The organism is Bradyrhizobium sp. S69 (genome assembly GCF_009766005.1).
Lineage (GTDB): Bacteria > Pseudomonadota > Alphaproteobacteria > Rhizobiales > Xanthobacteraceae > Bradyrhizobium.
On record NZ_LMUK01000027.1, the window covers coordinates 149,728 to 170,023 of the forward strand.

18 protein-coding genes are annotated in these 20,296 nt (G+C 62.5%); 6 read left to right on the forward strand and 12 right to left on the reverse strand.

Annotation, left to right across the window (positions count from 1 at the left end):
• Positions 1–128: 128 nt before the first annotated feature.
• The gene (locus GSQ88_RS11195; protein ID WP_159007802.1) at positions 129–1,796 is read right to left on the reverse strand and encodes an L-lactate permease; all 1,668 of its coding nucleotides are present in this window, start codon (positions 1,794–1,796) and stop codon (positions 129–131) included.
• A 310-nt stretch (positions 1,797–2,106) separates the two neighbouring features.
• Between GSQ88_RS11195 and GSQ88_RS11200 the strand changes: the two genes are divergently transcribed.
• Entirely contained in the window at positions 2,107–3,849 is a 1,743-nt protein-coding gene (locus GSQ88_RS11200) for an ABC transporter ATP-binding protein/permease (RefSeq protein WP_159007803.1), read from the forward strand.
• A gap of 302 nt (positions 3,850–4,151) precedes the next feature.
• Here GSQ88_RS11200 and GSQ88_RS11205 read toward each other — a convergent pair whose 3' ends face one another.
• The 6 genes from GSQ88_RS11205 to GSQ88_RS11225 form a co-directional block, all read right to left on the reverse strand.
• Positions 4,152–5,150: a TorF family putative porin gene (locus GSQ88_RS11205; protein ID WP_174247981.1), complete on the reverse strand. Its 999-nt coding sequence runs from the start codon at positions 5,148–5,150 to the stop codon at positions 4,152–4,154.
• A 503-nt stretch (positions 5,151–5,653) separates the two neighbouring features.
• On the reverse strand, positions 5,654–6,139 hold the full coding sequence (locus GSQ88_RS11210) for a hypothetical protein (RefSeq protein ID WP_210253786.1): 486 nt from the start codon (positions 6,137–6,139) through the stop codon (positions 5,654–5,656).
• 90 nt (positions 6,140–6,229) lie between these two features.
• Positions 6,230–7,561: a heterodisulfide reductase-related iron-sulfur binding cluster gene (locus GSQ88_RS11215; RefSeq protein ID WP_159007805.1), complete on the reverse strand. Its 1,332-nt coding sequence runs from the start codon at positions 7,559–7,561 to the stop codon at positions 6,230–6,232.
• Complete coding sequence (locus GSQ88_RS11220; protein WP_159007806.1) at positions 7,558–8,808, reverse strand: FAD-binding protein; 1,251 nt, start codon at positions 8,806–8,808, stop codon at positions 7,558–7,560. Before GSQ88_RS11220 ends, GSQ88_RS11215 begins: the two co-directional genes overlap by 4 nt.
• Before the next feature lie 33 nt (positions 8,809–8,841).
• Positions 8,842–9,042 carry a hypothetical protein gene (locus GSQ88_RS35205; protein WP_210253787.1) on the reverse strand — a complete coding sequence of 67 codons (201 nt, stop codon included), beginning with the start codon at positions 9,040–9,042 and terminating at the stop codon, positions 8,842–8,844.
• 113 nt (positions 9,043–9,155) lie between these two features.
• Positions 9,156–9,371, reverse strand: a complete 216-nt coding sequence (locus GSQ88_RS11225; RefSeq protein ID WP_159007807.1) for a hypothetical protein — start codon at positions 9,369–9,371, stop codon at positions 9,156–9,158.
• Between GSQ88_RS11225 and GSQ88_RS11230 the strand changes: the two genes are divergently transcribed.
• The 3 genes from GSQ88_RS11230 to GSQ88_RS11240 all read left to right on the forward strand — a co-directional run bounded on the left by GSQ88_RS11230 (position 9,370) and on the right by GSQ88_RS11240 (position 11,730).
• A complete protein-coding gene (locus GSQ88_RS11230) occupies positions 9,370–9,708 on the forward strand; it encodes a putative quinol monooxygenase (RefSeq protein ID WP_159007808.1) in 339 nt (112 codons plus the stop codon). The genes GSQ88_RS11225 and GSQ88_RS11230 overlap by 2 nt on opposite strands.
• A 305-nt stretch (positions 9,709–10,013) precedes the next feature.
• A complete protein-coding gene (locus GSQ88_RS11235; protein WP_159007809.1) occupies positions 10,014–11,006 on the forward strand; it encodes an alpha/beta hydrolase in 993 nt (330 codons plus the stop codon).
• A gap of 22 nt (positions 11,007–11,028) precedes the next feature.
• On the forward strand, positions 11,029–11,730 hold the full coding sequence (locus tag GSQ88_RS11240; RefSeq protein ID WP_159007810.1) for an antibiotic biosynthesis monooxygenase family protein: 702 nt from the start codon (positions 11,029–11,031) through the stop codon (positions 11,728–11,730).
• Positions 11,731–11,841: 111 nt separating this feature from the next.
• On the opposite strand, the gene GSQ88_RS11245 is transcribed toward GSQ88_RS11240, so the two are convergent.
• Together GSQ88_RS11245 and GSQ88_RS11250 are read right to left on the reverse strand one after the other, a co-directional pair.
• Positions 11,842–13,335: an FAD-linked oxidase C-terminal domain-containing protein gene (locus tag GSQ88_RS11245; RefSeq protein WP_159007811.1), complete on the reverse strand. Its 1,494-nt coding sequence runs from the start codon at positions 13,333–13,335 to the stop codon at positions 11,842–11,844.
• Between the two features lie 126 nt (positions 13,336–13,461).
• Complete coding sequence (locus tag GSQ88_RS11250) at positions 13,462–14,355, reverse strand: LysR substrate-binding domain-containing protein (protein WP_159007812.1); 894 nt, start codon at positions 14,353–14,355, stop codon at positions 13,462–13,464.
• 90 nt (positions 14,356–14,445) lie between these two features.
• On the opposite strand from GSQ88_RS11250, the gene GSQ88_RS11255 reads away from it, so the two are divergent.
• On the forward strand, positions 14,446–14,961 hold the full coding sequence (locus GSQ88_RS11255) for a DinB family protein (protein WP_159007813.1): 516 nt from the start codon (positions 14,446–14,448) through the stop codon (positions 14,959–14,961).
• Between the two features lie 23 nt (positions 14,962–14,984).
• Here the strand turns inward: GSQ88_RS11255 and GSQ88_RS11260 are convergent, their stop codons facing one another.
• The 3 genes from GSQ88_RS11260 to GSQ88_RS11270 form a co-directional block, all read right to left on the reverse strand.
• Complete coding sequence (locus tag GSQ88_RS11260; protein WP_159007814.1) at positions 14,985–15,668, reverse strand: formyltransferase family protein; 684 nt, start codon at positions 15,666–15,668, stop codon at positions 14,985–14,987.
• 366 nt (positions 15,669–16,034) lie between these two features.
• Positions 16,035–17,678, reverse strand: a complete 1,644-nt coding sequence (locus GSQ88_RS11265) for a metallophosphoesterase family protein (RefSeq protein ID WP_159007815.1) — start codon at positions 17,676–17,678, stop codon at positions 16,035–16,037.
• Between the two features lie 112 nt (positions 17,679–17,790).
• Entirely contained in the window at positions 17,791–18,750 is a 960-nt protein-coding gene (locus tag GSQ88_RS11270) for an alpha/beta fold hydrolase (RefSeq protein WP_159007816.1), read from the reverse strand.
• A gap of 278 nt (positions 18,751–19,028) precedes the next feature.
• Between GSQ88_RS11270 and GSQ88_RS11275 the strand changes: the two genes are divergently transcribed.
• Positions 19,029–20,161 (forward strand): IS3 family transposase gene (locus GSQ88_RS11275; RefSeq protein WP_159007817.1). Its coding sequence is split into 2 segments (ribosomal slippage): positions 19,029–19,284 and positions 19,284–20,161, totalling 1,134 coding nucleotides; the frame shifts between segments, so codons are not numbered across the junction.
• Positions 20,162–20,296 lie beyond the last annotated feature (135 nt).

The following is a 20,296-nucleotide window of genomic DNA, read 5'->3' on the forward strand; positions in this document are numbered from 1 at the left end:
GTTGGCCAGATTGGCCATGGCAATAATCGGAAAGTCCCGGACAAATCCCCGCGGTACATGTCCCGCGGGGATTCTTGATGTCGCCGTGGCAAGAGTTATTCGTGGGTTATTCGTAAGTTATTCCTGGGCTATTTCGTGATCACCATTTCCGTGAATGGATAGACATAGGCCTGCAACATGATGAAGAGGCCGACGAGACACGCCAGCGTGATCGAGTGCTTGAACACGAACCGCAATATCGTGCTCTCGTGGCCAACCCAGTTGGTGGCGGTCGAAGCGACGACGATCGACTGCGCGTCGATCATCTTGCCCATCACGCCGCCCGATGAATTCGCCGCTCCCATCAGGATCGGCGACAGCCCCAATTGCTGCGACGTGATCTTCTGAAGATTGCCGAACAGGATATTCGACGACGTATCCGACCCCGTCAGCGCGACACCCAGCCAGCCGAGCAGTGTGCCGAAGAACGGATAGAACACGCCGGTCGCGGCAAAGGCGAGACCAAGGGTCGCATCAACGCCGGAAAGCCTGGTCAGCGTACCGATCGCCAGCATCGCCGAGATCGTGATGAGGGAATACGCACACAATTTGATGGTGCGTACGTATTCGGAGGCGATCTTGGCCGGTGACAATCCCATGATCACCCCCGCAATGATCGCGGCGAGCAACATCCCGCTTCCCGTAAACGACACGTAGGTGAACGAGAATATCGCGGCTTCCTTGGTCGGCGCCGGGACCACTGGCGCAACCTTGTTGATCATGTTGTGCAGTTCGGGGACCGCGTAGTTCCAGGTGAAGATCGGATTCACCGCCGCCTTGAACCAGCCCGTGCCCCAGATCAGCAGGATGATGCAGAGAATGATCCACGGCAGCAGCGCGGTGAACAGTTCCGCCGGTGTCAGCGGCGTCGGATCGATCAGCTTCGCCGGCGGCATCGTGCTGGCGGATTCATCGTTGCCGCGGAGCGCCGGCGACAACCAGAGCACTTTCGGCTGCCAGACTTTGAGGAACAGGATGAGGCAGCCCATCGAGATCAGCGACGCTCCGATATCGACGATCCAGGGGTTGATGTAGTTCGAGATCAGAAATTGAGGGATCGCGAACGACAGGCCGGTGACCAGAATGGCCGGCCAGACGTCCTTCATGCCTTTCCAGCCGGCGAACGCCCACACCACCCAGAACGGCACGATCAGCGAGAAGATCGGCAACTGCCGTCCGACCATCGCGCCCAGAAGATAGGGATCGATGCCCGTCACCGAGGCGAGGCCCTGGATCGGGGTGCCCAATGCGCCGTAGGCCACCGGCGCCGTATTGGCGATCAGCGACAGGCCGGAGGCCGCCAGCGGCGAGAACCCGAGGCCGATCAGGATCGCACCGGTGATCGCCACCGGCGTACCGAATCCCGATGCCCCCTCGAAGAACGCACCGAACGAAAATGCAATCAGCAGCAATTGCAGTCGCCGGTCCGCGGTCACGCCGCCAACGGCGCGCTTGAGCGATTCAAACCGGCCGGCGGTCACGGTGAGCTGGTACATGAAGATGACGTTCAGCACGATCCAGCCGATCGGGAAGAAGCCCGTGACGATGCCGAGCACCGAAGCGCGGATCGCCAAGTTGGCCGGCATCGTGAAAAGAAAGATGGCCACCAGATTGGCGAGCACCAGCGCCGTGATAGCGGCGATATGGACCTGGACCTTGCCGCTCGCGATCAGAACAAGCAGCGTGACAACGGGTAAAGCGGCGGCGATCGTCGAAAGCGCCGTGTTGCCGAATGGATTATAGACTTGATCCCACATTGAGCTTCTCCCCCACGCCAATATGTGGCGCCCCGGCCCGCGTGGACGGTCGGAACACCCTGGCGTGATCGCAGGAGTGGCTCGGCAATGTCGCGAAATCGACGGCGAAGCTGGTCTGTCACACCCGCATCCGCTCACAACCTCGCGAAGTCTAAAGGCCCCCCGCCCCGCGCCGTTGCGCGCATGCTAGACTTTCCCCAGAGGCGGCGACACCAGAACCCGAACCGATGTGTCCAAAACTTTAGTATAAATCCGCCAATTCCCGTTCTATGTCAGGCGCTTGAAGCCACGTTTCTGGAGACGATGATCTGTGAACAACATCCGATCGACGCTCGCGACCGTGTGGCGCATCGCCATGCCGTATTTTCGCTCCGAGGATAAACGGGCCGGCTTGATACTGCTGGCCTCGGTGATCGTCATCGAACTCGCGCTGGTCGGAACCAGTGTGCTGGTCAACCAGTGGCGCAATCGTTTCTACAACGCCTTGCAGGAAAAGGACTGGCACGGCTTCGTTCGGGAAATCATCGTCTTTTGCGCGCTGGGCGCGGTCACGGTCGGCTTCTCGGTCTATCAACTCTATCTCAACCAGTGGCTTCAGATCCGCTGGCGCAACTGGATGACCACGAAATATCTCGGCGAATGGCTGCATGGCGCCAACCATTATCGCATGCAGCTTCAGGGCGATGCCGCCGACAACCCGGACCAGCGTGTTTCCGACGATATCAGCATGTTCGTCGATCGGACGCTCAATCTCGGCGTCGGCCTGTTGAGTGCGGTGGTGACGCTGTTTTCGTTTGTCTTCATCCTGTGGGGGCTGTCCCAGGAAGCGCCGTTGGAAATCGGTGGCCTCAATATTCCAGGCTACCTGGTATGGGGCGCGCTGATCTATGCCGGCTTCGGCACGCTACTGACCCAGTGGATCGGCTCGCCGCTGGTGAAGCTCGATTTCCGGCAGCAGCGTTTCGAGGCGGATTTCCGCTTCAGTCTGGTGCGGGTCCGCGAAAACGCCGAACAGATCGCGCTGTTGCAAGGCGAGCGCGCCGAACGCGAAGGCCTGTCGAAACGCTTCAGCCGCGTGGTCGGAAACTGGTACGAGATCATGAGCCGGACCAAGCGGCTCACCGCATTCACCTCGAGCTACGACCAGGCCGCGGTGGTTTTCCCGATCATCCTCGCCGCTCCGGCGTTCTTCGCCAACAAGATCCTGCTCGGCGCCCTGCTGCAAACCGCCGAAGCTTTCGGCAGCGTGCAGGGCGCGCTGTCGTTCTTCGTTTCGGCTTACCGGTCGCTGGCGGAATGGCGCGCGGTGGTGGCCCGTCTCGACGGCTTCGAGGCGGCGATCGGCAAAGCCGAGGCGCTCGCCACCGATAGCAGCTCGATCCGCGCCGTGGCGTCGACCGGGCCTGATGAAATCGACCTGCGGCAGCTTCTGGTTCGCCTGCCCAACGGGACGCCGCAGGTCGCGGCCGACAGCTTCACCCTGCGCGGCGGCGAACGCACCTTGGTGCTCGGCCCGTCAGGCGCCGGCAAGTCGACGCTGTTCCGCGCCATCGCCGGCGTATGGCCGTTCGGAAGCGGCACGATATCGGTTCCCGCCAACGCCAGGCTGATGATGCTGCCGCAGCGGCCGTATTTTCCGGTCGGCTCGTTGCAGGCCGCGATCGCCTATCCCGCCGCCGCGGACGCCTACAGTCCGGACCAGATCCGCGAAACGCTGGTCGCGATCGGGCTGCCGCAGTTCGCCGCACGGCTGGAGGAGGAAGCGCACTGGAACCGGATGCTCTCGCTCGGCGAACAGCAGCGGCTGGGGCTCGCCCGCGCGCTGCTGATGCAGCCGCACTATCTGTTCCTCGATGAAGCCACCGCCTCGCTCGATGAAGCCTCGGAGGCGGCGCTCTATCGCCTGCTCGAGGAGAAGCTGCCGGCAACCACCATCGTGTCGATCGGCCATCGCTCGACCTTGCTGGCGTTCCACCAGCGCCATGTCGAGCTGACCCGCGACGGCGATCGATTCGCCTTGCAGGAGCGGAGCGAGACTTCCAGCCCGGTGTGAGGGTGGAAGATCCGTAGAGCATGATTCGATTGGATCGAGTTATATCGAGAGTGGCTCCTCCTGCTCCCCTCCCCCTTGCGGGGTCCGAGGCGAGCGAAGCTCGCTCTTGAGGTCGGGGGGTCTCCAACTGAGCTTGTGGCCCCCCACCCCAACGCTCCCCCGCAAGGGGGGAGGGAGAAGGCTGCGAGATGTCGGTGATGCAAGAATTAACTCGATCCAATCTCATCTCATCTCATCACGCTCTAAAACAAAAAGGGCGGCAGATCGCTCTGCCGCCCCTTTGGCTTTGGCTTGAAGAAAACTTACTTCAGATTGGACATCGCGGTCAGGTCGACCGCAAGCTTGGCGATACCGGCTGCGCCGCACCAATTGGAGCCGACGCCGCTCGGATTGATCGAGCTGAAGCTGGTGGCGCCGGAGCCATCGAAGGTGCTGGTGAAGGCATTGCAGTTAGCCTTCGACAGGTCGGTGTCGGAGTAACGCAGATCAAGCGTGAACACCTTGTAGGTGAAGCCGATGCCGATGTTCCAGGTGTTGTAGTCGGCATATTTGATGCCGTTGGGGAACGCCGGGACAGCGTAGAAGCTGTCGCTGGTGCCGAGCCACTGCCGTCCGAACTCGCCGGAGACGTACATGCCGACGCCGCTGGTGCCGAACGCCGTGCTGGGCGCGGTGTACTTGCCGGTGATCGACGAGTAGTTGCCCCAGGCACCCGAGTTCAGGAAGTTCGGCGAGTAGTATTCGTTCAGGCCGAGCGCCCAGCTGTCGTTGATGGTGTAGGTGTACTTGCCATAGGCTTCGAAGAAGCTGACGTCCTTCTTCATCACGTTGCCGTCGCCGAGAAAGATCGTCTGGGTGCTGACGGAGCAAACGCCGCCGCCGGCAAGGCCGCTGGCCGATATCACGTTGTCGGCGCAGTTGCCGCCCGGATACAGGTAACCCCAGACACCGAAATCGAAGGCGTTGGCGCCGAAGGTCGGGCGGATACCGCCGTAGACGTCGACTTCAGCCGCGGCGCGGTTGGCGAAGGAGATGCTCTCGGTCGAGGTGCCGACGTAGAGCTGCAGGTCCTTGGTGACGTTGTAGCGCGGCTCGAAATAGGCGGTGACCGACGGCATGTGGTTGGATTGGGTCACACCGCGGAACACGTAGTCGCTGACCACGGCGGCGCCGAAGGCGATATCCCAGGGATCGAACGCGGCCGGCGGCGGCGCCTTGACAGCCTTCAGGGGCATGTCAGCCGCCAGAGCAGAACCCGATACCATTGCCAGCGCCGTTGCTAACAAAACTAGTTTCTTCATGACGATCCCCATCACATTTCAAAAGGTCAGTCCGATTTTCCGGCCCCCCGGGGCAGCTATCGGCTGAATTGCAATTCCTTAACGTGCCGCCAATCTGGAGCGCCCTGCCCCTGCCGGGAAGCAAAAAACTAAGGCATCTGCCGACTTTTTAGTCGTTCTGGCCTTTTCACGAAATGTTGTCGGTGGGTGTTGCATTCCAACCACAACTTTGGCCGGTTCCATCGACGGTCGGCCGACCTGCGGCTGCCGATGCGGCCAATTCCCGAACGGGAACCCGATGGAAAGACACATCCGAATCAACCGGCGTTGGAATCCGCGCACGAAAAAGGCCGCAGCGACGGGTGCTGCGGCCTCACAATATGGTTCGCGCTAACCGGGACCCGGTTCGCTAGCGACCCGTTCCGATAGAATCGGAACGGGTCGCTAGTCTTTTGTTTCGACGCGTTTTCTCCACGCGAACCGGTATCCACTTCGCTCGAAAACGCTTTAGCGCGTAAAGAACTTTAGTTGTCGTCCTCGCTGGCCGAATGTCCCCAGGACGGGGCGGGAGACGGCGCGTGACCGGGCTCGGCGGTATCCGCAGAACTCGGGCCGGCCCAGCTGGTCGCGGCGGGAGCCGGGCTTAGCGCAACCGCAGGCTTTGGCTTGCGCGGCTTGGGTGCAGGCTTGGGCGCGGGCGCAACCGGAGCGGCAACGACGGCCGGAGCGGGGGCCGCCTTCTTTGCGGCCTTCTTTACGGCCTTCTTGGCGCTGGCCTTCTTGACCGACTTCTTGGCTGATTTCTTCGGCGCCGCCTTCTTGGATTTCTTGGCGGCCTTCTTCGCCGATTTCTTGGCCGATTTTTTTGCAGATTTCTTGGCAGCCTTCTTGGCGGATTTCTTCGCGGTCTTCTTGGCCTTCTTCGAAGATTTCTTGCTGGACTTTGCCTTCGCCGTCAGCAGCTTTTTCTTGCTCTTCTTGCCCTTTTTATTCTTTTTTCCCTTAGCCATCGTGATCCTCCTGTTGCCGCCGCCGGGTCAGTCTCGATCAGTTTAGTTAAGCCCCGGTCAATGAAGTCGAACTCAGTAATGAAGTCGAACTCAGTTAAGTCCCGGCCGGGGACCACCCGTCGCCCAATCGAGCAACTCGATCGTATGCACCACAGGAACTGACGTACCGCCGGCAATCTGCACCATGCAGCCGATATTGCCCGCGGCAATCATGTCCGGCTTGACCATCGCGATGTTGGCGACCTTGCGGTCGCGCAATCTGTTCGCAATGTCAGGCTGGAGAATGTTGTAAGTCCCCGCCGAACCGCAACACAAATGACTCTCCGGCACATCTTTCACCACGAATCCGTTCTTGGAAAGCAATTCTTTCGGAGCTTGCGTGATTTTCTGTCCGTGCTGTAGCGAACAGGCCGAGTGATAGGCGATCACGAGATCGCTCGGCTGCGATTGTGTCGGCTTCAGATCGATGCCGCCGATATATTCGGTGATGTCCTTGGCCAGCCCCGAGACCGTCGCGGCGGCGCCGGCGAAATCGCGGTCCTCGCGCAGCATGTAACCGTAGTCCTTGATCACCGTGCCGCAGCCCGACGCCGTCACCAGGATGGCGTCGAGCCCGCCGCGCTTGGCCTCGCCGAGCCAGGCCGTGACATTGGCCCGGGCGCGCGCCAGCGCGTCGCCGTCACGTCCAAGATGATGGGTCAGCGCGCCGCAACATTGCTCGTCCTTGACCAGCACCACCTCGACGCCGTGGCGCGTCAACAGATTGATGGCAGCCTGGTTGATGCGTGGCGCCAGCACCTGCTGGGCGCAGCCCTGCAACAGCGCGACCCGGCCGCGTCTTTCGCCGATCGCCGGAAACACGCTTCCCGCCGCCGGTCCCTTCGCCGGCAGGCGGCCCGGCGCCAGGGCCAGCATCGCCTGGAGGCGCCGCCACAGGGATGGCGAGGCCGATCCGGTCTTCGATGGGCCCTTGGATTCCGGGAGTAACGCCGCCAGCGGCCGGCCCAGCCGCGCCAGCACCATGCCCGCCCGAAACAGCCCGGGTCGCGGCAGCACCAGCGCCAGCAGCGCACGCAACGCCCGCTCGGCCAGCGGCCTGGTATAATCGCGCTCGATCCTGACCCGCGCCTGATCGACGAGGTGCATATAGTTCACCCCCGAGGGGCAGGTGGTCATGCAGGCCAGGCACGAGAGACAGCGGTCGATATGCTTGACCACCTCCTCGGTCGGCGGCCGGTCTTTCTCCAGCATCTCCCTGATCAGATAGATGCGGCCGCGCGGGCTATCGAGTTCATCGCCGAGCAGCACATAGGTCGGACAGGTCGCGGTGCAAAAGCCGCAATGCACGCAGGCGCGCAGGATCTTGTCGGCTTCAGCGATGTCGGGATCGGCCAGTTGCGCCAGGCTGAATTCGGTCTTCATGTCACAGTTCCTCGCAGCAACCGGCCGCGATTGAGGAGGCGCTTCGGATCGAAGCTGTGGCGGACGCGTTCGCCGAGCGCCGCAAGGCCGCTTTGCTGCGGATGAAACACATCGACGTTGCGGCGCACCTCGTCGGACGCGCGCAGCAAGGTGGCGTGGCCGCCGACGGCGTTGACCCGCTCGCGCACCAGGGCGGCCTGGGCGTCGGGCTTGGGCGGCAAGGCGGCCCAGATCAGGCCGCCGCCCCAATCGTAAATCACATCGCCGCCGGTATCGCGCGCAAGCCGCTCGCCAAGCGCGCCGCCGGAGGCCGGCGGACAGACGATGCGCCACACCGGCCAGGCGCCGAGCGGGCCGTTGGCGGCAAACGGCTGGACATCGCGCAGCGCAACCCAGATCGCCGCCGAGGCCGCATCTTCGATCGTGTCCGCGGTACCGAACGGCGCCAGCAGCTTGACCAGCGTGGCCGCGCGATGGACGACCGACGCCGCGATGCCCTCCAGCCGCACCAACGTGACCGCCTGCCCGAATCCCAAACCTTGTACTCCCAGCCCGGCAAATCCCGCCCCGGATGCCCGAAAAGCCGAGTTCGGCAGGTGCGCCGCGCCCGATACATCGAACGGCGAGCCTAATGCCGCCGTCATCGCCCGGTTCGCTGTCATGTCATCCAGCCCACGCAGCACCAGCGTACGCTCGCTCTCGGGTCGCGGCATGACCTTGAGCGTCACCTCGGTCATCACCGCCAGCGTACCCCACGATCCCGCCAAGAGCTTGCAGAGGTCATAGCCGGTGACGTTTTTCACGACCTTGCCGCCGGCCACGAAACTGTCGCCGAAACCCGACACCGCATGCGCGCCCAGCAAATGATCCCGTGCGCCACCGGCCTTGATCCGGCGCGGCCCGGCCAAACCGGCGGCGATCATGCCCCCGATGGTGCCGATCTCGGGCGTGCCCAGCAGCGGCGCGGTGTTCATCGGTTCAAAGGCGAATTGCTGGTTCTTGGAGTCGATCAGCGACAGCACGTCGGCGAGCGGCGCGCCGGCCTGCGCGGTGATGATCAGTTCGTTCGGCTCATAGGCCGTCACCGCGTTCAGATCAGACAGATCGAGCAGCGCATTGGTCGCCATCGGCTGGCCGATCAGCCGCTTGGAGCCATGGCCGACGATCTCCAGCGGCTGTTCGCTCGCGATCGCGGCGCGCACCACCTGCTCGACGTCCAGGGCATCACGTACTTTGAGAGTATCCACGGCTGTAGCGGGTAGCCAAATTCGCGTCGGAAATCAAATTCCTATGCCGAATGATTTTCGAGATGCTGCGATGCCCTCCCGGTAATCTCGGCCGATCGGCCTTGCGGGCGCCTGCGGATCGATCGGCGCCGACCAGAAGCCCGCGATCCCGCATGCCGTCGGCCGGCGCGACGCGCGTCCGGGTCCGCGAACCAATTGGGCGACTTCCGCCAACTGTGGCGCGAGGGTCGGCATGATTCGTCCTCCCGATTGATCGGGCACCAACGCCTCCGTCGCACGTCGCTCCGCTTCAACGCTTCGATAACGATCGAACCGTTCACGACATCGACAGTTCGATCGCGGCCGAACTAAATCCGCAGAACCATCGATACAAGTTCGCGTTGACCCGCGACGATACCAACCGATGGAGAAGATATGAAACTTTCGGAAGTCACGCGATGCACCACGACGCTCAGCCGGCGATCGGTCATCGGAACGTTCGGCGCGGTCATGGCGACCATCAACTTCGCGCCGTGGGCGATCTCGCCATCTCGATCAGAACCAAACCAGGGAGTGATGAACATGAGCAAATATGCAATGGACAAGAAAACCGTGAGCGACGTCGTCAACGGCGGCGGCCTGCTGGTAGTGGCGCAATGGGAGGCCAGGGAAGGACAGGCCGATAAAGTCGCCGCGATTCTCGACCGCTTTCTACCCGAGGCGCAGAGCGATCCGGGGGCAAAGCTGTTTCTGATCGGCCGCGGCAAGGAAAATCCCGCGCAGTTTCTGTTCTATGAATTGTTTCGGGACGAGGCCGCGCTCAAGGCGCATCAGGACAGCGCCTATTTCAAGACGTACATCGCGGAGCAAGCATTGCCGCTTCTCGCCAAGCGCGAACGCGCCCAATACGCGTTACTGTAGGCGCGCGTGGTTCGGCTGCTAGAGTCGCGGTGCAGCCGAAAAGAAAACAAGAGATTCCGCGCGAAACCGTCAGCGCACGCGCCTGAGGTTTCGCCGGAATCCGCTTCCATCGCAAGGCAACGCAATCTGTTGATGTTGCTCGGTAATTCCGCAGCGCCCTTCGTCGTCACTTCGATCGTCATCGAAGTGATCGGCGGAAACCGATCCCGCCGAGGCGAGTTGGTGGTGACGGGTCGTCGCGCAACGCGTGAATGTTTCCGAAGCCACACGGCTCGCTGACCACCTCAAATTGATCGGCAATTCACATGACGGACTTTTCGACCACCACAAAACTCGATCCCCGCGAACAGCATTTTCGCATTCCGGGGCCGCGCGAGGGATTGTCGCTCTTTCTCCGCTTCCTGCCGGCGCCGCAGCGCGAGGGTAAGCCGCGCCGCACGGTGCTTTATGTGCATGGCGCAACATTTCCATCGGCGCTTTCGATCGCACACCGTTTCGACGGCAAATCCTGGCGCGACGCGCTTACGGAAGCAGGCTTCGATGTTTGGGGATTGGACTTCTACGGCTTCGGTCATTCCGACCGTTATCCTGAAATGGAGCAGCCGGCGGTCCAGAATGCTCCGCTTTGCGTGGCGCACGACGCCGCACGACAACTCGAGGCCGCCGCGCGTTTCATTCTTGGCCACCAGAACATCGAAAAACTGTCGCTGATTTCACATTCGTGGGGCTCGATGCCCGCCTGCCTGTTTGCCGCCGCGCACCCTGCGCTGGCCGACCGGCTGGTATTGTTTGCTCCGATCGGCCGCCGCGGGCCGCGGCGATATGAAACGCCGGCCACGTTTCCGGCGTGGCGAATCGTCACCCCGGAGGATCAATGGAATCGGTTTATCGAGGACGTCCCTGCGCACGAGCCGCCGGTGCTGTCGCGCCTTCATTTCGAGGGTTGGAGCAAATCCTATCTCGACAGCGATCCGGAAAGCCGCTCGCGCGATCCTGCCGGGGTGAAGACGCCGCTCGGGCCTTTCAGCGAGATCATCAAGGCCTGGCACGGCCAGCTCGCCTACGACCCCGCAAAGGTCCGCTCGCCCGTCGCGATCATCCGCGGCGAATGGGACGGGCTGATGCTGGATGACGACGCGCAATGGTTGTTCAACGCGTTCACGCAGGCCCCTATCAAACGCGACATCAAGATTTCTCGCGGCACCCACCTGGTGCATCTCGAAATGATGCGTCCCACGCTATGGCGCGAAAGCATCAACTTTCTTCAGGGCGACGATATCGCCGCCGTTCCCGTCTGAACCACACACGAAAGGAAACACCATGTTCTCCGTGATTTTTGAAGTTCATCCCAATGACGGCCGCAAGGACGACTATCTCGAACTCGCCAAGCACCTGAAGCCGATCCTGGAAACCATTGACGGTTTCGTCGACAATGAGCGGTTCGAAAGCAAGCTGCGACCCGGCTGGGTTCTGTCGCATTCGACCTGGCGCGACGAAAAGTCCGTGGTGCGCTGGCGTACCGAGGGCGAACATCACGTCGTGCAGGGCAAAGGCCGCTTCGAAATCTTCCAGGACTATCATTTACGCGTCGGCGACGTGACCGCCGATACCCACCCGCCGAAGGAGGCGCCGGTGGACGAACGCCGTTTCGACGAAACCGAGGTGGGGATTGCCAAGGTCGCGACGTTCACCGAGATCACGCCCGTCAAGGGTGCGGCCTTTGCCAGCCAGGCCGATCTGCTGCCCGCGCATCTCGGCCTCGACCTCAACAACGGCGCGGTCGCCGAGCATGACGTCTGGGCCAGCATCTACAATCCCGGCAAGATCGCGTTGCTGGTCGCCTGGAAGGATGTGAAGGCGGCGGAGCTATGGCAACCGAAGAAGATCGACGGCATCGAAACGCTGCGGCACCGCAAGGTCCGCGTGGTGCGCGATTACGGCCGCTTCGACCGCCGCGAAGCGCCGCAACATTACGCCGACGTCAAAGGACGGGAGACCAAACATCCCGCCCCGGCGCGTTAGAGCGGGATGACTTATCTTCGAATCGTCATCCCGCTCTAACTTATTGTTTGAGCATGATCTTTTCGGAAAACCGGTTTCCACTTTTCGGGATCATGCTCTAGGCGAACCGGCTCAGAAGCGCGGCAAATCGGGAAACGCCAGCTTGCCGCCGTGCACGTGCACGCGGCCAAGCTCGGCGCAGCGATGCAGGGTCGGAAACACTTTTCCCGGATTGAGCAGTCCCTGCGCGTCGAATGCGCATTTCAGCCGCTGCTGCTGGTTGAGGTCGATCTCGCTGAACATCTCCGGCATCAGGTCGCGCTTCTCGACGCCGACGCCGTGCTCACCGGTCAGCACGCCGCCGAGTTCGACACAGCAGCGCAGGATGTCGGCGCCGAAGGCCTCAGCCTTGTCCATCTCGCCGGGCTTGTTGGCATCGTACAGGATCAGCGGATGCAGATTGCCGTCGCCGGCGTGAAACACATTGGCGACGCCGAGACCGTATTTTGCGGAGAGGTCGCGAATCCGGGCCAACGCCTGCGGCAGTGCGCCGCGCGGAATGGTGCCGTCCATGCAGAGATAATCCGGCGAGATGCGTCCGACGGCCGGAAACGCCGCCTTGCGGCCGGCCCAGAACAGGTTTCGTTCGGCCTCCGACGTTGAAATCTGGCAGGTGGTCGAGCCGCAGCCCAGCGCGATCTTCTCGACCCGGTCGATCAGTTCATCGACCTCGACCCCGGGCCCGTCGAGCTCGATGATCAACAGCGCTTCGACATCGAGCGGATAGCCGGCATGCACAAAGGCTTCGGCGGCGTGGATCGCGGGTCTATCCATCATCTCCATGCCGCCCGGAATGATCCCGGCGCCGATGATATCGGCGACGCATTTGCCGGCAGCCTCGACTTCGGCAAAGCCGACCATCAGGGCACGTGCGGTCTCCGGTTTTTGCAGGATCCGCACCGTGATTTCGGTGATGACGCCGAGCAGGCCCTCCGAGCCCGTGATGATCCCCATCACATCATAGCCAGAGGTCTCCGGCGACTTGCCACCGACCTTGAGAATTTCGCCCGTGATCAGCACGATCTCGCAGCCCAGCACGTTGTTGGTGGTCATGCCGTATTTCAGGCAATGCACGCCGCCGGAATTTTCCGCGACATTGCCGCCGATCGAACAGGCGATCTGCGACGACGGATCGGGCGCGTAGTAAAATCCGGCATGCGCGACCGCCTGGCTGATCGCCAGATTGGTCACCCCGGGCTCGGTCACGACGACGCGGTTGTCGAAGTCGATGTCGCGGATGCGCTTGAATTTGCCGAGGCCGAGCAGCACGCCATCGGCCAGCGGCAGCGCGCCGCCGGACAGCGAGGTGCCGGAACCGCGCGGCACCACCTTGATGCCTTGCTCGTGGCAATATTTCAGGACCTTCGAGACCTGTGCGGTGGTGTCCGGCAGCACCACGACCATCGGCGGCTGGCGATAGGCCATCAGGCCGTCGGACTCGTAGGGCAGCATCTCGGCCGGCTTGTCGATCACGCCCTCGCCCGGCACGATGGCGCGCAACGCCGCGATGATCGCGTCACGCCGGGCCAGGACCGCCTGATCGGAAGCGGGCATCATGATGGTCATCAGGTGTTTCCTTGCGCGCGCGGCCGCGCGTCGTGGTCATCGATTTGTTGCGGCAAATCAAGCACGTCTGAACCGTTTTGGGTAGCTCTCCGAAGATTGACCAGAGCTGCGCGCCAGCGATACCTGCTACGCAGCGCGAAAAGGCTCCGCCGCCTCGACGGCCCAGTCGCGCAGATGGTTCAAGAGATGCAGGCTTCGGGCGTGCGGGAGGTTGACGAAATAGTAGCCGGTCGGAAGCGGCAGCGGATGTTCGGCCAGTTTCCTCAAGCGGATCTCGGCCACCGGCGCAGCAATATAGGCCATGTCCATCAGGGCGACGCCGGCGCCAGATATCGCAGCGTCGAGCGCCTGGGCGCGGGTTTCCACCGTCAGCCATTTGATGCGGCGTTTGGCCAGCGCGCGGTCGTGTTTCTGCCAGATCGACCAGTCCATGAACCGCGATCGTGCCCGGATCAGCGGCGCACCGCGCCAATCCGGCTTGGCACCGTGCGAGAAGCGATCGGCAACCTCGGGTGCTGCGACCGGCATCAAGGTTTCCTTGAACAGCAGGGTCGAAGACAGGCCCTTCCATTCCCCTCGCCCATGGCGGATCGCGCAATCCATCTCTTCCTGCTTGAGGTCGATGGCCCGCGTCGTGGTGAAAATCGCGACCTCGATCCGGGGATGCCGCGCCTGAAATTGCGCGATCCGCGGGATCAGCCAATGCGAAGCGAAGGTGGCGACCGTGCTCAAGCGGATCTGGCCGCGGTCCCGTCGAAACGGCTCGACCGCCGCCTGCAGTCGCTCGAGCGCATCGCCCATGCTCGACAGCAGGCGCTCGCCGTCCTCGGTCAGCGCAATCCGCCGGCCGGCTTTTCGCACCAGCGCCACGCCGAGCTGCTTTTCCAGTTCGGCAATCCGGTGCGACAGCGCCGAGCGGGTGACGCCAAGCTGTTCGGCTGCCTCGGTGAGGGTGCCGAGCGTGGCGAACAACGACAGCGCCGCGAGCCCGCGCGCCGATGGCGGTATCGGCGGTCCCATCGAACCCTCCTCAATTGGTGAGATATTTTCACCAGATAGGGCCGACTGGCAAGCTATCATCGGCGACACTTGGCGATTGAGGACACGACAATGGCAACCGAAATCTTCCGGCAGATCGCTGCTTATAATCACTGGGCCAATTTGCGGCTCTATGGCGCCGCGCTGGAATTGCCGGAGGAAGCCTATCGCCTTCCCATCGGCGTGTTCTTCGGCAGCCTGCACGGGACGCTGAATCACCTGCTGCTGACGGACCGAATCTGGCTGAAGCGCCTGACCGGCCGCGGCGAACATCCGGATCGCCTCGACACGATCCTGTACGATGATCGCCGTGATCTGCTGTCTGCCCGGATCGCGGAGGATGCGCGTCTGAAAGATCTCATCGACGGCTATGGCGAGGCCGACCTCACCGCGCCGCTCTCGTATCAAACCACGTCAGGCAAGCCTTATAGCCAGCCGCGGCGGGATATCCTGCTGCATCTGTTCAATCACCAGACCCATCACCGCGGCCAGGCGCACGCCTGCTGTTCGATCCTGACCGGCAGCGAGCCGCCGACGCTCGACCTGCTGGCCTTTCAGCGCGGCGTCCCCGCGCCGGATCTGGGTTGAGGCTGTGCTTACGCGCGGCATCTTCACGCGCTGACGGCTTCACCCGGCATCACCGCGCGAAACTCTACGCCGTGCAGATGGATCGTCGGCGCGATCCCGAAATGGTTGCCGCCGAACACCTTGATGCGGCGGTCGAACTCATCCTTGGCAATGTCGAGCGGAATGTCGCAGATCGTACGGTAGAGGCGGCGGGAATATTTCTTGGTGCCCCATTGAACCGGAAGCGGCGGCGGTAATGCTGCCTCGGTCGCGAGCGACTTTGCCATGCGCCAGAACAACTGCGCGAGATGGGCGTAGGCCATCCCCTCCAGACCGAACACCGAGATGTCGGGTGGAATCGGAAAGCGCGCGACGTCGAGGATCGGGCCGGCATCGACCTGTTCGACCATGACGTGCGCGGTTGCGCCAAATTTGGTCGCCCGATGGTAAAGCGCGAAATGTGCCGGCGCCCATCCGGGATAGTCGGGCGGACCGGGATGGAAATTGAAAGCGCCGTAGCCGAGCCGATGCAGAATGTCGGCGGGGACGATGACCGGCGTCACGAACGCAATCAGCCGCGAGCGCCGCAGCAGATGGCTGTCCAGCCGGTCGAGATCGGCCTGGGTCCGCACCGGTATCACCGCGAGCTGCGGGTTGTGCCCCCGCAGCGCGTGCGGCAGCACCGATTGCTCGACCTCGCCGCATAACAGAATGATCGTATCGAACATTGCAAATATTTCTGGAAGCGCCCCAACGCGACGATAGGGTTAACAATCTTAACGAGATATTTTTGTTACCTCGCGGATATGTTGCGTGGTGTTGCAAGGAGCGCAATGGCAACACCTGGAAATAAAATCCTCACGGGGTAACGAAGGTTACGAACCTCATCCTGAGGAGCACGCGAAGCTATTCCAGACGTCATCCTGAGGTGCGAGCCCTTGCGAGCCTCGAAGGATGGCCGCAAGCACGACGCAGAACACCATCCTTCGAGGCGCGCCAAAGATGGCTCGCACCTCAGGATGACGGTGGAGTTGTTGCGCGGGAGGACGACGGCCGCTACCTCATCCTGACGTCCAAAATAGCTTCGCAGCCGCTCAGACGCGCTTCAGCTCGGTGGTGTGAAACGGCTCGAGCGTGTCGATATCGCTGGCCGGTTGCGTCTTCTGATTCCATTTGAAATAGCGCAGCGTGATCGCCTCCGGCGTGAAGTCGATCAGCAGAAAGCCGTTTTCCTCGATCGGCGTGACGGTTTCCACCATGTCCAGATGCTGCGGCACCTTCGGACCGACGCCGCGAAACTCCGACGCCCAGCCGCCGGTGCTGGTCCCGAGCGTCCCCGGCAACACGGCAATGACGGGATTGCGCGAGAAATCGAGCTGGCCGCTACGCATCATCCGCCCCTCGGCGGTGGCGTGCAGATCGCCGCTCACTACCAGCGGAATCCGGCCCGGCATTTGCGACAGCGCCTGCATCAGGCGATCATGCTGTGACAGCCACCCGCGCTGCCAATAAGGCTTGGGCTTCGCTTCCGACAGCTTGCCGTCGGGACCGAGCAGGTCGGGATACCACTCGCCCCATTTGCCGGCGCTCCATCCCGGCGGATTGGAGGGCACGTTGACCAGGTGCACCACCTCTCTCGCCGCCGCGCGAGCCTTCAACCAGGCTTCGACATCCGGCGCCACGAAGACACCGGTCGGTCCTGCGAGCGTGACCGTGCGCCTGATGTCATACAGCAGGATTTCGGCCAGCCGCCCGTAGCGCAGCGTGCCAAAACTCTCCGAAAGACCCGAGGGCCGCGAAGCCGGCTGATCGGGCGTGTCGGAGCCCGGAAGCCCCGGTGATCTCTCAAGATCGGGCAGGAATTCCGGATACCAAAGCCGTTGCGTCGCGCGCGCCGATTGCAGCATGAAATTATCCGGCGGGAATGTAACGGCCTCATCAGTTGCTTCGTCATTGTCGAAATGATCGTGATCGTCCTGCAGAAAAAACACCGGCGTAGAGCGGCACAGCGTGCCATAAAGCGGCGCGATCTGCTCGCCGGCGGCGCGCAACAGCGCGATCTCGTTGGCGCCTCCCAGCAGCGGCGCGTCGCGATCGAAACGGGCGTATTCCAGTGCTGCCTTGGAAGCGCCGAGCTTGGGCGCCGCGCGCGGCGCCAGCAGGTCCCAATAGACGTGATCGCCATTGGCGATGAGGGCGTCCGGCGCATACGAAAGCCCGCGTTGCAGCAGCTTTTGCCGGATCGCGACCGGGACGAATTCGAAGCCGGTATGGGCCGCCTTGAAAATATCATGGCCTCCGGCACAGGAATAAACCAACAGCCGCAGTTTTGAGGGCATCGCGTCGGGCGCCGGCATCGTCGACAAGGTCCATGGCTGGCACAGGGCTTTGCCCTCGGAACTGGTCAGCGACAACTGATACGCCGTCCCGGGTTTCAGATCGGCCGCCTGGAACTGCCAGAATAATCCGCGCGTATCCGAACGCTCGCCGCGAACGCGCTGATCGCCGACTTGCAGGATCGGCGCGACGGTGAGCGGCTTCTTGAACGATGCCTTGATCAGAATCCGGTCGTGATTGCTGGTCGGAAGCAGATGCGCCAGCTCGCCATCGTCCCAGCCCGATTGCGCCGCGTTCGCTGTCGATGCCGTTTGCGCGGTGGCGGCGTTGCCGCCCAGCGGCAACAGACCGAGCGCGGCAGAAGCGCCCGCACTCAACAATTCACGCCTGGTCGTCTCCATCGGCAACCTCCCATTCACGAATTGCCAATCGCCGGCTTCCTGAAATGCGAGCCGGCGTTGTGGCAGCGCTCGCTCCAAGCAAACTACGGCGCGACCGCTCCGTCGAGTGCTTTTAATCGGCCGCCACGGCACTATGCGCGATCTCGCGGGTCATGGCGTCGATCTCGTGCATGACGAGATCGGGCTCCGCATCCATCACCATGTGGCCGACACCGGGCAACAGGATCAGTTTGGCGTTCGGAACGGTGGCCGCGAACGGCCGCGAATGGATGGTCGGCCACACGGTTTTGTCGGCATCGCCCGCGATCACCACGACCGGCGCCTTGATAGTGGCATAGCGCGGCGCTTGTTCGATCACCGCCGCCTTCAATGTCACGAGGTCCCAGGCGTTGGCGAGGAACTCGCACGGGCGCAGCAGCAGTGGCGTCGCGCTGTTTTCGACAAATCCATCCGGCATGGCCTGCGGCGCGAACACGCTGCGAGCACCCGGTTCGGTCAGGAAATAGCCGAGCGGAAGCGTAATGGTATGGGCCAGCAACGGACCGATCAGCGGCATGGTGATGAGCTTGTTGTACCAGCCGACGCCGCCGCGCCACGGATACGCCACCGGCGCCAGCATCACGAGACCCGCGACGCGGTCGGGATAATCCAGCGCCATCTGCGCGCCCAGCGCGCCGGCCCACGAATGCACCACGAAGATCGCGCGGCCGATCCCGAGCTTTGCCAGCGCCTCGTCGATCATGCGGCCCTGGATCGCCGGCGTCGAATCGGAAAGCCGCGCGCGCGAGCTCCAGCCATGGCCGGGACGATCGATCAGGATCACGCGATGGGTTTTGGCGAGCAAATCGCCCAGCGGCCGCCGCATGGTTTCGAGATTTGAACTGGCCCCGTGAAGCATCACGATCGGCGGCGATGTGGTATCGCGCGGGCCGATATCGAGCACATGGAGGGACGCGCCCGCGACCTCGACCATCCGGCCTTGCGCGGGATAGGCCCGCTGCACGGCAACGACACCGGTTTGCGTGATCAGCGCCAGCACCGCAAGCGCCAACGCGACGACGACCAAACTCATTTGCAATGTCCGGATGATCCTGCTGATTTTGGGCACCAACCAGCTACGGTTCTAGCGGGCAAATGTTTCACCGCCAACGAATAGTGCTCACCAAAGCATGAGGGAGGGGTCAGACACAAAATCGCGAAAACAACCCCATGCAAAGTAGGACGGCGCACGAGAAAGGGCCCGGCGCCGCGACCCAACCTGATCTCAGAGCCGGTTCCGGGAATTTGGACAGGACGATAAGTGGAATTTCTGCCTGAAAGCGGCGATGATGGCCGCGAACAGGAGAGACTATGAATAGACGACCGCGCCGGAACCACTCACCGGCCTTCAAGGCGAAGGTGGCGCTGGCCGCTATCAAGGGCGATCGGACGATAGCCCAGCTGGCCGAGCATTTCGACGTTCACCCCAATCAGATCACGGCTTGGAAATCGCAGCTTGAGGGCAGCGCCTCCGATGTTTTCGGATCGGAGGGCGGGACACCGGCCACGCCCGCGGTCGATGTGAAGTCGCTGCATGCCAAGATCGGCGAGCTGACGTTGGAGAATGATTTTTTAGAAGGCGCGCTCACCAAGGCGGGATTGCTGAGCGCAAAGCGATGATCGACCGTGAACATGATCTGTCGATCACCAAGCAGGCGGAAGTTTTGAAGATCAGCCGCGGCAGCGTTTATTATCTGCCGCGACCGGTGTCGTCCGCCGACCTCGCGATCATGCGGCATCTGGATCGACTGCACCTGGAGTTCCCCTTCGCCGGTTCGCGTATGTTGCGAGGCCTGCTGGCTTTGCAGGGGTGCAAGATCGGCCGCCGGCATGTGAAGACGCTGATGCGGAGGATGGGGATAGAGGCGCTCTATCGTCGTCCGCGCACCACGAAGCCCGAACCGGGCCACAAGATCCATCCGTATCTGCTGCGCGGCATGGAGATCACGCGTCCGAACCAGGTCTGGGCCATGGACATCACCTATATCCCGATGGCGCACGGCTTCGTCTATCTCACCGTCGTGCTCGATTGGGCAACACGCCGTGTTCTGTCCTGGCGGTTGTCGATCACGATGGAAGCAGCCTTCTGCGTCGAGACACTGGAAGATGCTTTGGCCCGTTACGGCAAGCCGGACATCTTCAACACCGATCAGGGCTCGCAGTTCACCGGGGCGGCCTTCACCGGCCTGCTTGCCAGCCACGGCATCGCCATCAGCATGGACGGCAAAGGGGCCTGGCGGGACAACGTGTTCGTTGAGCGGCTGTGGCGCAGCGTCAAATACGAGGAGGTCTATCTGCGCGCATACGAAACCGTCGGCGAGGCACGACATTCGATTGGCCGGTATCTCGACTTTTACAACGGACGAAGGCCCCATTCGAGTCTTGACGACATGACCCCGGATCAAGCCTACTTCAACCCGCCGCCACTCCGCTTGGCGGCCTAACCCCGGCAGAGGCTCCACTTATCGACGCGGAGATTTTGTTCAGATAAACGAGACCAGCTCACTCACCCGGCCCAAGCGGGATGAGATGAGGTTCGATCACCGGCCAAGCCGTCATTGCGAGGAGCGATAGCGACG

Coding starts and splice junctions, on each gene's coding strand:
- GSQ88_RS11225 (WP_159007807.1), bottom strand. CDS start 9,371: ATGTTCATCACTCCCTGGTTTGGTTCTGATCGAGATGGCGAGATCGCC.
- GSQ88_RS11210 (WP_210253786.1), bottom strand. CDS start 6,139: ATGGCTAAGGGAAAAAAGAATAAAAAGGGCAAGAAGAGCAAGAAAAAG.
- GSQ88_RS11240 (WP_159007810.1), top strand. CDS start 11,029: ATGTTCTCCGTGATTTTTGAAGTTCATCCCAATGACGGCCGCAAGGAC.
- GSQ88_RS11245 (WP_159007811.1), bottom strand. CDS start 13,335: ATGACCATCATGATGCCCGCTTCCGATCAGGCGGTCCTGGCCCGGCGT.
- GSQ88_RS11230 (WP_159007808.1), top strand. CDS start 9,370: ATGAGCAAATATGCAATGGACAAGAAAACCGTGAGCGACGTCGTCAAC.
- GSQ88_RS11215 (WP_159007805.1), bottom strand. CDS start 7,561: ATGAAGACCGAATTCAGCCTGGCGCAACTGGCCGATCCCGACATCGCT.
- GSQ88_RS11270 (WP_159007816.1), bottom strand. CDS start 18,750: ATGAGTTTGGTCGTCGTCGCGTTGGCGCTTGCGGTGCTGGCGCTGATC.
- GSQ88_RS11255 (WP_159007813.1), top strand. CDS start 14,446: ATGGCAACCGAAATCTTCCGGCAGATCGCTGCTTATAATCACTGGGCC.
- GSQ88_RS11195 (WP_159007802.1), bottom strand. CDS start 1,796: ATGTGGGATCAAGTCTATAATCCATTCGGCAACACGGCGCTTTCGACG.
- GSQ88_RS11235 (WP_159007809.1), top strand. CDS start 10,014: ATGACGGACTTTTCGACCACCACAAAACTCGATCCCCGCGAACAGCAT.
- GSQ88_RS11250 (WP_159007812.1), bottom strand. CDS start 14,355: ATGGGACCGCCGATACCGCCATCGGCGCGCGGGCTCGCGGCGCTGTCG.
- GSQ88_RS11260 (WP_159007814.1), bottom strand. CDS start 15,668: ATGTTCGATACGATCATTCTGTTATGCGGCGAGGTCGAGCAATCGGTG.
- GSQ88_RS11265 (WP_159007815.1), bottom strand. CDS start 17,678: ATGGAGACGACCAGGCGTGAATTGTTGAGTGCGGGCGCTTCTGCCGCG.
- GSQ88_RS11205 (WP_174247981.1), bottom strand. CDS start 5,150: ATGAAGAAACTAGTTTTGTTAGCAACGGCGCTGGCAATGGTATCGGGT.
- GSQ88_RS35205 (WP_210253787.1), bottom strand. CDS start 9,042: ATGCCGACCCTCGCGCCACAGTTGGCGGAAGTCGCCCAATTGGTTCGC.